The following is a 7,676-nucleotide window of genomic DNA, read 5'->3' as shown; positions in this document are numbered from 1 at the left end:
CAGATTGTGTTCCAACTTTTGGGGTACACCTCAACTTTGGCTTCAAAATGGCCCATGGCGTTCCAGCGTTTTAGGAAGCAACCGGCAGGCGGCAATCCAATTAGCGGTTAATTTAGTTTTAAGCTTCAGGCGGATGCTTGACGCTAATCGGGTTCTCTAGTAACATGAAGCAGTTAGTAATATCGAAAGAAATAGCGTGTCGTGAATCGCTTATAATTAGGAAGTATTTAAAATGACAACTGATTACAAAATTAAAGTGCAAAATGTGACGAAGGAATTCGACTTATTTAAAACGCGTTCTGATCAATTAAAGGCGTTCTTTTCACTTTCCAACCAAAAAATTCCCGAATTCTGGGCCTTAAAAGGGATCTCGCTAGAAGTCCATGCAGGTGAAACCTTGGGCCTAATTGGGGTCAACGGTTCTGGTAAGTCAACGTTATCGAATATTATTTCAGGCGTGATTCCACAAACGACCGGGGTTGTCGATGTTCGTGGGGATACCTCGATCGTTGCCATTAAGTCTGGGTTACGTGGTCAATTGACGGGGCTTGAAAACATTCGTTTGAAAGCGTTGATGATGGGACTCACGAATCAAGAAATCGATGAGATGCTTGATGATATCGTGGCTTTTGCGGATATCGGTGATTTCTTGTATCAACCGGTTAAAAGTTATTCATCCGGGATGAAGTCACGGCTAGGCTTTGCCATTGCTGTGCACATTAATCCAGATATCTTGATTATTGATGAAGCGTTATCGGTTGGTGATGATACGTTCTATCAAAAGTGTGTGGAAAAAATTAAAGAATTTAAAGAAGAAGGCAAGACGATTATCTTCGTCAGTCATTCTTTAAAACAAATTGAAATGATCTGTGACCGTGTCGCTTGGATTCAATACGGTGATTTAAAGCAGATCGGGGCGACTGAACCAGTCGTAAAAGAATATCGGGCCTTCATTAAGATGTTCAAAGCCTTATCGAAGAAAGATAAGCGTAAATATCAAAAGGATGCTAAAGAAAAGCAAAAGAATTTTGATATTAAAGCGTATCAAGAAAAGGTCACGGCAGAACGCCAACAAGCTGAACCAGATAATCGGCATGTCGCGCGTGATGTACAACATGACTTTTACAGCAGTGTGATTTCAGAAACGATGCCGATTCCAACGAAACTCTTTTCATGGGCACTGTTAATCGTATTGGTCTTCTTGATGTTGGTTAATGTTTCCGGTCACTCGCTTAAGAGTGTGGTGGCTAATCCATCATCAATCTTGCACCCAACGACGACTTTAGTTGGTCCTGGGGTTACTAAGTCAGTTAAATAGCAATTTGAAAGAATCTCGATTACGATGGTAGTCGAGATTCTTTTGTTACTGTAGTATTAAAATAGTTATCATGATTTATTAGTTGAACTAATTTAACGGACTAACCGCTAATCCAGTTACAGTCACGGGTAAATCGCTTTCATAGAGGCGATGAATTAATTGATGGTGCTTAAATATCAATTTATCTATCAATTTTTGATAATTTTTCTATTTATTTTCACTAACCATTGACAACGCTTTCAATATCGCTTATTCTAAGCATGTAAGGTATTTAGTTACCTTCTAATCAATTCTCTTTCTCTCTTATGCCGACCACTATCTTTGGATAGTGGTTTTTTTGTGTAACAAAAAAACGGTTGTGCCAGCTATAGCAACAATCGTTTCGTTATTAAAAGGTTAGGTTTTCAGTAAGTTCAGTCGGCATCACCGGTTTACTGTAAAGGTAACCTTGATGAATATGTACCCCGTATTTGGCGGCTAGCGCTTGGTCTTGCTCGTCCTCGATACCTTCTAAGATCATAGTCAAGTGATGCTGATGGGCTTGTTTAGCCCAAAAGTCTAACTGTGATGGAATCTTTTCAGGAATGCCGCTCATTCGTAGATTTTGCATCGCAAACTTGATTTTATCCGCGTATGGTAGAAAGTCTTTGATGTTGGCATAGGTATTAGAGCCAGTGCCAACATCATCGAGGTCAAGTTTCATCTCGTGTTGATGGAGAACCTCACTATAATGTTGCATCTGTGCCAATGTTGGTGCTTCGGTTAATTCAATGGCTAAGCGAACGGGTTCAATCCGTGATTTTAGTTTGAGTAGGGTGTCCAAAGTATCTGTTTGTTCAAATTGCGCGCGATTGAGGTTAAAAGCGAGGAATTGATGTGATAGGTTGGTGCCTAGTTCATGAACGGCTTGTTCAATTAATTGAGCTTGTTCAGCGATAGACAGCGCTAGAAAATTAGTTGGCACCCGCCAGCCCTCAGGTTCAGATTTACGTAATAAGGTTTCGTAACCATAAACCTGATGTTTCCGGACATCAATTTGTGGTTGCACAAAAAATTTAAAAATAATGCTCTCCTCCTAACGCCTGTTTAATACAATTTCCAGGTTCGTTAATTTATTTAACCTTATTGTATGATAAATGAAACTAGCCTGCAATTAATTTGCGACAATGTTGGTAATATAATGGTCAAAAAACAGGTATTTAGGAGGGGTTTCCGACTTAATAGCCCATCATGACTTTTTTGACACGTAAAAAGTTGCCCGCTATACTAAAACTTGAAGTGAGGGATTAATTTGAAAAATCATGAAACGTTAGATTTGATTCAAGAAATTACCCGCAATGACGGGACAACTTATATGGAGCTTGGCAATATGTTGATGAACGGCCGCGCTGAGTTAGCGGCTGAACGTGGCTTTATCAAGCAAGTGCGGATCTTGCAGCTAAATATTCCACATTCTGTGCACGTCGCCGCTTATCAACAATACATCAACGAGAATTTTGAAATTCCGACTGAAGCGATGGATCATTGGGAAGAATGGACGAAGACGCCGGAGATGCAGACGGAAGTTGATACGGTTTTAAAGGAAAATCATATTGGTTAAAGGTGGTTAGACGTTATCCTATTGGGGATGACGTTTTTTTCTGGGTGGCTGAGGTCATTGCCTTACAAATTCGCAGAAATATGGTAATGTAGACCAAGTTTCTTGAAGAGAGGACCAAGCTAGTGAGGAAAGAATTGTTACAATTTATCCAGACGCGGTTTCAAACGAAGTTTCGGTTTCGCAATGAGTTTGAAACCGTGTTAACCTTAAAGATTTTACTGCGACTGATTAATGAACACCCCGAAAGTTTGTTGTTAACGAAACACGATGTCGAAACGATGGTCGGTCAAGCACTAGATGATCCGGCACTACAACGGGAATACTTCCCGCAACGGTCGATGACGTTACTCGAAACGGCGCTCGATAATTTGAGTACCTTGAGTGTCATCGTTCAACAGTCAGTGGGGCGGGTTCGCTACCCCTTATTTCACAGTATTCAGATTGACCAAGTCTGTGAACGGATCGTGTTTAATTTGAATGTCGACGTGTTGCCCCAACTAAACGTGTGGTCAACTGAATTAGTCCAAGGATAGGAGCCTTTATTTTGAGTAATGCCATTATTGAGTTGTTAAACCAGCATCGGACCCAGCGGAACTTTACTGATCAGCCGGTCAGTGATGCCACGTTGGCCCAGATTATCACTAGTGCCCAACAAGCCCCAACGAGTCAGTATTTACAAGCGTATAGCTTAATTGAAGTGACCGATCCTCATATCCGTCAACAATTGGCAACGTTGACGACGCGGGCAACAGTCGCCACACAAGGCCGTTTATTGGTGGTCTTAGCTGATCAACAACGTAACGTCCAGTTAGCCGCTACCCCGGCGGCTAAGCGCGCCTTAACCGAATTAGACCGGTTTATGGGCAGTGTGGAAGATGCAACGCTAATGACTGAAGCGATGGTGATGGTCACTGAAAGTTTGGGGCTTGGCAGCGTCGTCTTGGGCTCTATCAATAATGACACGCAAGCTGTGATTGACTTATTACAGTTACCGGCTTTGACGTTACCAGTCTTTGGGTTTCAAATTGGGTATCCAGCGACACAGCCAGAAAAGAAACCACGGTTGGGATTGGATGCCATCTTGTTTAAGGATCACTATGTGCAGCCGGCGAGTTATCAAGCTGAGTTGACAAAGTTTGACCAAACCTTGCACGCCTATTACCAGCACCGCAGTAGTGGCGCCCGGGATGAACATTTAGCTGATATGACGCGAGAAGCCTTAGGGACTGCGGCTAAACGGCGTGACTTTTTGAAGATTGCGCAACGGCAAGGCTTTCTACCGGAGATTGGCGATTAGTTGCCAGTTTGTCAATTAAATAAAGTTAGGGACCTGCTCACTGAATTGACTTTCAGTGAGTTTTTTTGTGCTGACTACGCTTCTTGGTACTGGTTGGTTTAAATTGCCACTCTGGTTGGACCAGAATTGGCTGGAATGTGGTGGCCGCGTTTGGAAGCCGAAGTGCGGTCTTCCAAGCCGGGCTTTATCTAAGTCGGAAAATCACCGACTAAGATAAACGACACCACTGAGCCAATTCTGGTCCGCCCGACGTTAACTAACGGGGATTAATGATTATCTCTTGTTGACCACAAATTTAGCCGAGCCGTTGATTCCTAAAATGATTAGCCGTGTCGTTGGCGTTCCAGCGTTTTAGGAACCAACCGGCAGGCAGCAAGTTCACCTAGCGCTGAGCGTAGTTTACTGTAAACGGCTGTTCCAAGATTAGAAAATGATGAAATTTCAGCTGGCGGTTTAGGGTAAATTCCTTCATATTAAGTTTATTTAGATCGTCGTCTTCAAGTAATGAACAATATCGGTATAAGTGGCTTATAGTTGGCACGAATTAAACGATTTGTTAAGCTTAACTTGTTACTGAAGCCCAATAAAGGAGGACCACTTATGTTTTATGACCAATCTAAAGCAACCGTCTTAGCGGATTTAAAAACCGACCGGCAGACCGGTTTAACGAGTACGGACGTGCAACAACGATTAGTGACCACTGGCAAGAATGAATTGCCAGTCGTGCCGCCGACCCCGATTTGGCTCGTTTTTTTGCGCAGCTTTAAAGAACCGCTCGTGATTATCTTACTGTTAGCGGTCACACTGTCATTAGTCAGTGGCGGTTATGACTTAGTTCAGACTGGTGATGTGCAACATGCTTGGTCGTCCTTCTATGAAGCGATTGCAATTATGATTTTGATCTTAATCAATAGTGGTTTATCAGTCTGGCAGACAGCGAATGCTCGCAAATCGTTAGCGAGTTTAAAAGCGATGAACAATCATCAAGTTGCAGTCTTACGGGATGACAATTGGGATAAAGTCGCGGCGAATTTATTAGTACCCGGCGATATTATCAGCGTGAAGACTGGCGATTTTATTGAAGCCGATGTGCGCTGGCTCAAAGTTTCGGAGTTAGCGGTTTTGGAGGCCCATTTAACTGGCGAATCGTTGCCGATTGCGAAGCAGGTTGACGCGGTTCCAGCCGATACTGACTTGGGTGATCGCAAGAATATGGGTTATTCGGGATCGACCGTGACGAGTGGCAACGGTTATGCAGTTGTGGTGGCAACCGGTGTGCAGACGGAATTGGGGAAGATTGCTGGGTTACTAAAGGATACACCGACTCAACTAACGCCTATTGAAAAGACCGTCAACGGCTTGACGCACAAGCTGATGTTGGTGGCGGGCGGTATCGTTTTATTCACCTTGATTGCTGGAACCGTGAAGACTTGGTTGACGACCGGGAGCTTCTCAGTTGCGAGCTTTGCGGCTTTATTATCTACGGCAATTGCATTAGCGGTTGCCGCAATTCCCGATGCTTTGCCAGCGGTGCTCTCAATTGTCTTAACGATTGGCGCGACTGTCTTGTCAAAGAGCAATGGCTTGATCAAGTCATTAAACAGTGTCGAAACTTTGGGGGCGACGACGTTTATTGCCTCAGATAAGACCGGGACGTTAACGAAGAATGAAATGACCGTAACACGCTTTTTTGCTAATGGACAGGATTTTGAAGTCGAAGGTCGCGGTTATGAACCATTGGGTGAGCTGGCCCCAGCTGATCAGTTGGGAGTAGCACAAGCTTTTATAACGGCGAGTATCTTGGATAATGAAGCAACGGTGGCAAAAAATGAGCAAGGCAGTTACGTGCCGTTTGGTAACCCGACCGATGTCGCTTTAGTCGTATTAGGCCAGAAAGCTGGTTTAGAGCGAGCAACTTTGCTTGATCAGTCTGGGGCAAATGATGTTGATATCTTGCGACTATTTCCGTTTGATAGTACTCGGAAGATGATGAGTGTCGTGATTAAGCAGGGGGATCAGTACAAGGTCATCACAAAAGGTGCACCCGATGTCTTGTTACAACATGCTGATTATTTAGCGATAGCTGATCAGTTAGTTCCAATCGAAACTGGACGTGCGACGTTTATGGCGAAGATTGAAGCCTTTGCAGCTGAGGCGTTGCGAACGTTGGCAGTGAGTGAACGGGTCATTACGGCGGACGAAGCGTTGCATTTACCGATGGCTGACTTGGAACAACACTTGACGCTGCTTGGTCTAGCTGGGATTATTGATCCGCCACGTGAAGAAGTTCGGCATTCGGTGGCGACCTTGCAAGCAGCGGCGATTAAGGTGGTCATGATCACCGGAGACCACGCCAAAACGGCCCAAGCGATTGCGGCTAAACTAGGAATGTTGGACCAAACGGCTACGGCTAACCAAGTGTTAGAAGGTCGTGAAATCGACCAACTGAGCGATGATGAGTTGTTTGCGCGGGTCCCTGATGTCCGCGTCTATGCGCGCGTCTCACCAGCACACAAGCAACGAATTGTGCGACAACTGCAACGCCAAGGTGAAGTGGTGGCGATGACCGGGGATGGTGTGAACGATGCACCAGCGTTACGAGTAGCGGATATTGGTGTGGCGATGGGGATAAACGGAACGGACGTAACCAAAGAATCGGCGGATCTAATTTTGATGGATGATAAATTCACCACGATTGAACATTCCGTTGAAGCTGGCCGGACGATTTTCACCAATATTAAAAACTTTATGCGTCACGAATTGACGACCAATGTGGCCGAAGTCTTGTCGCTATTACTAGGATTGTTACTGATCACCCATGATATTGGTCAGGTCAGCAGTAATACACCGACGTTGACGGCGTTAATGGTCCTGTGGGTCAATATGGTCAGCGATGCCTTACCATCGTTTGCCTTGGGTTACGACGTGCCGGAAGGTGATCTGATGCAAGTCCCACCGCGGAATAGCCAAGCGTCAATTTTAGCCGATGGTCTCTTAGGCCGCGTCTTGTTACGGGGGATCGTGATGGGGGCCGTGGTCTTTATCGCCTTTATCTGGGCAGCCAGTAGTGGTCTGTCAGTGGAAGCGACGCAAACCGTGGCTTTTTTAACCTTAGTCTTTGGCCAGCTATGGCACGTATTCGATGCCCGGAGCTCTAAAACATTGTTCCATCGCAATCCGTTTAGTAATTCTAAACTGGTTATGGCTGTGGCGTTCTCGGCAGTTAGTTCATTGCTCGTAACGTTGTCGCCATTCTTTAATGACGTGATGGGCACAGCCCGGTTGAGCAATGGCGTGTATGTAATGGTAATCTTGTTGCCGGCAGTGCCAGTACTAGTGATCTCGGGCATTAAGACTTGGTGGCTGGCCCGTTAAAAATGATAAATGCATCTAGTTTAATTACGTGCAATTGCATTGTACTATCTACGTGGCGAGTGCACTTGATTAATAATAAAATTAAG

6 protein-coding genes are annotated in these 7,676 nt (G+C 44.6%); 5 read left to right on the top strand and 1 reads right to left on the bottom strand.

Going from position 1 to position 7,676, the window contains the following annotated elements:
- The first annotated feature begins 232 nt into the window (after nt 1-232).
- Nucleotides 233-1,318, top strand: a complete 1,086-nt coding sequence (locus FFM77_RS12000) for an ABC transporter ATP-binding protein (RefSeq protein WP_137636002.1) — start codon at nt 233-235, stop codon at nt 1,316-1,318.
- A 388-nt stretch (nt 1,319-1,706) separates the two neighbouring features.
- On the opposite strand, the gene FFM77_RS11995 is transcribed toward FFM77_RS12000, so the two are convergent.
- Nucleotides 1,707-2,366: an EAL domain-containing protein gene (locus FFM77_RS11995; protein ID WP_307722479.1), complete on the bottom strand. Its 660-nt coding sequence runs from the start codon at nt 2,364-2,366 to the stop codon at nt 1,707-1,709.
- Between the two features lie 243 nt (nt 2,367-2,609).
- Between FFM77_RS11995 and FFM77_RS11990 the strand changes: the two genes are divergently transcribed.
- From FFM77_RS11990 to FFM77_RS11975, 4 genes are all read left to right on the top strand, one after another.
- A complete protein-coding gene (locus FFM77_RS11990) occupies nt 2,610-2,918 on the top strand; it encodes a hypothetical protein (RefSeq protein WP_137636000.1) in 309 nt (102 codons plus the stop codon).
- Between the two features lie 122 nt (nt 2,919-3,040).
- Nucleotides 3,041-3,451, top strand: coding sequence for a hypothetical protein (locus tag FFM77_RS11985; RefSeq protein WP_223876834.1), 411 nt, complete (start codon nt 3,041-3,043; stop codon nt 3,449-3,451).
- An 11-nt stretch (nt 3,452-3,462) separates the two neighbouring features.
- Nucleotides 3,463-4,215 (top strand): nitroreductase family protein, encoded by a 753-nt coding sequence (locus FFM77_RS11980; RefSeq protein ID WP_137635999.1) that lies wholly within the window; start codon nt 3,463-3,465, stop codon nt 4,213-4,215.
- Nucleotides 4,216-4,815: 600 nt separating this feature from the next.
- Nucleotides 4,816-7,590, top strand: coding sequence for a cation-translocating P-type ATPase (locus tag FFM77_RS11975; protein ID WP_137635998.1), 2,775 nt, complete (start codon nt 4,816-4,818; stop codon nt 7,588-7,590).
- Nucleotides 7,591-7,676: the final 86 nt, after the last annotated feature.

The sequence above is a fragment of the Lactiplantibacillus songbeiensis genome, from assembly GCF_005405125.1.
Lineage (GTDB): Bacteria > Bacillota > Bacilli > Lactobacillales > Lactobacillaceae > Lactiplantibacillus > Lactiplantibacillus songbeiensis.
The sequence above is the reverse complement of the archived record's forward strand: the minus strand, read 5'-3'. Positions and strand labels throughout refer to the sequence as shown.

Bases quoted from the DNA above. Each gene is read 5' to 3' on its own strand.
- FFM77_RS12000 (WP_137636002.1), top strand. From the start codon at position 233: ATGACAACTGATTACAAAATTAAAGTGCAAAATGTGACGAAGGAATTC.
- FFM77_RS11975 (WP_137635998.1), top strand. From the start codon at position 4,816: ATGTTTTATGACCAATCTAAAGCAACCGTCTTAGCGGATTTAAAAACC.